The 1214-nt window shown below is 61.7% G+C and carries 1 protein-coding gene; it reads left to right on the forward strand.

Annotated features, from left to right (window positions below; genetic code table 11):
• Positions 1-86: 86 nt before the first annotated feature.
• A partial coding sequence (locus BW967_RS18345; protein ID WP_076486571.1) for an IS1182 family transposase occupies positions 87-1214 on the forward strand: 1128 nt, incomplete at its 3' end.

The raw sequence follows: 1214 nt of genomic DNA on the forward strand, positions 1-1214 counted from the left end.
TCCGCCGATGCCGTTGAAAAAGTCCGTGTTGCGCTGCGGCAAGTCTTTCGATTCACTCAAATATGAGGGGATGGGAGGATTTCGGGATGATGGGCAGGCAAGAGGCTCCGGCGCAGCTGTTCTACGACTTCGATCTGGAGCGGCACGTCCCGGCCAATCACCTGCTGCGAGAGATCGATCTGCTACTGGATGGTGACAGCCTTCGGGATGCGCTGCGCCCGTTCTACAGCCACCTCGGCCGTCCCTCCGTCGATCCCGAATTGATCATTCGGATGCTGGTGGTTGGCTACGTCATGGGTATCCGATCCGAGCGCCGCCTGTGCGACGAGGTCCACCTGAACCTGGCGTATCGCTGGTTCTGCCGACTTGGGCTGGAAGGGAAAGTTCCGGATCACTCGACGTTCTCGCGTTATCGGCATGGCAAGCTCCGGGAAAGCGACCTGCTGCGGCAGGTCTTCGAGGCCACGGTCGAGCGTTGCCTGAAAGAGGACCTAGTGTCTGGCGAAGGCTTCGCCGTGGATGCCAGCCTGATCTCCGCCGACGCCAACAAGGTCCGGTCAATCGCCGCTGAAGACTGGAGCCCGGAGGTGGCGCGCGAAGCGGGGCACCGTGCAGCGCAGGAATACCTGGAGACGCTGGATGATGCCGCCTTCGGGGCCGCGTCCCCGAGCCAGCCGAAGTTCGTGGCCAAGTCGGACCCTGCCGCGCAATGGACCCGTGCGGAGGAAAGCCGCCCCTATTTTGCCTATGCCACCAACTATCTGATCGACACGAAGAGCTCTGTAATCATGGATGTTGAGGCGACGCGCGCCATCCGCCAAGCAGAGGTCGGAGCGTCGCGCACCATGCTGGACAGGACGGAAAAGCGGTTCGGGATCCGACCTGACTGGCTGGCCGCCGACACCGCCTATGGCAATGCCGAGAACCTTGGCTGGCTGGTCGAGAAGCGCAGCATCATTCCCTTCATCCCAGTCATCGACAAGTCGGAGCGGACGGACGGGACGTTCTCCCGTTCCGACTTCGAGTGGGATGAGGCGAACGACCAGTACATCTGCCCTGAGGGTCACGCCCTCAAGCAATTCCGCCGTAACTATTCCGATCCAAACCGGGGGCAGGACACCGGCGGGCGCAAGAAATACCGCTGCCTGAAAGCAACCTGCCAAGCCTGCCCATCGAAGGAGATTTGCTGTCCGAAAGCCGATGCGCGATACGTC

The sequence above is a fragment of the Rhodobacter aestuarii genome (genome assembly GCF_900156655.1).
Lineage (GTDB): Bacteria > Pseudomonadota > Alphaproteobacteria > Rhodobacterales > Rhodobacteraceae > Rhodobacter > Rhodobacter aestuarii.